We start from the raw sequence: 215 nt of genomic DNA on the forward strand, positions 1-215 counted from the left end.
ATCGGATTTCCACCGGAAATCTCTGCATCGGCTTCTCGTTGTTTCAAGGTTTGAGTTAAGTTTTCTAACCGAGAAATAATGTCGCTATTGACAGAATTGTCAGGTTGTGCAGTCTCGGCAATGACCGGGGTTGCGGTGGTTTCGGTGGCGGGATTCGCTGCAATTGGGGTGCGATCGCCTCCCGTTTCTTCCGCTTCCACATTGCTAGCTGTTTC

The 215-nt window shown here is 50.2% G+C and carries 1 protein-coding gene; it reads right to left on the reverse strand.

The genetic code is table 11. The features are described 5' to 3' along the window. Nucleotides 1–215: hypothetical protein (locus tag LKK83_RS00380; protein WP_324628761.1), on the reverse strand; the 215-nt coding region annotated here is incomplete at both ends.

Origin of the sequence: Phormidium sp. CCY1219 (assembly GCF_035615515.1) — a bacterium.
Taxonomy (GTDB): domain Bacteria; phylum Cyanobacteriota; class Cyanobacteriia; order Cyanobacteriales; family Laspinemataceae; genus CCY1219.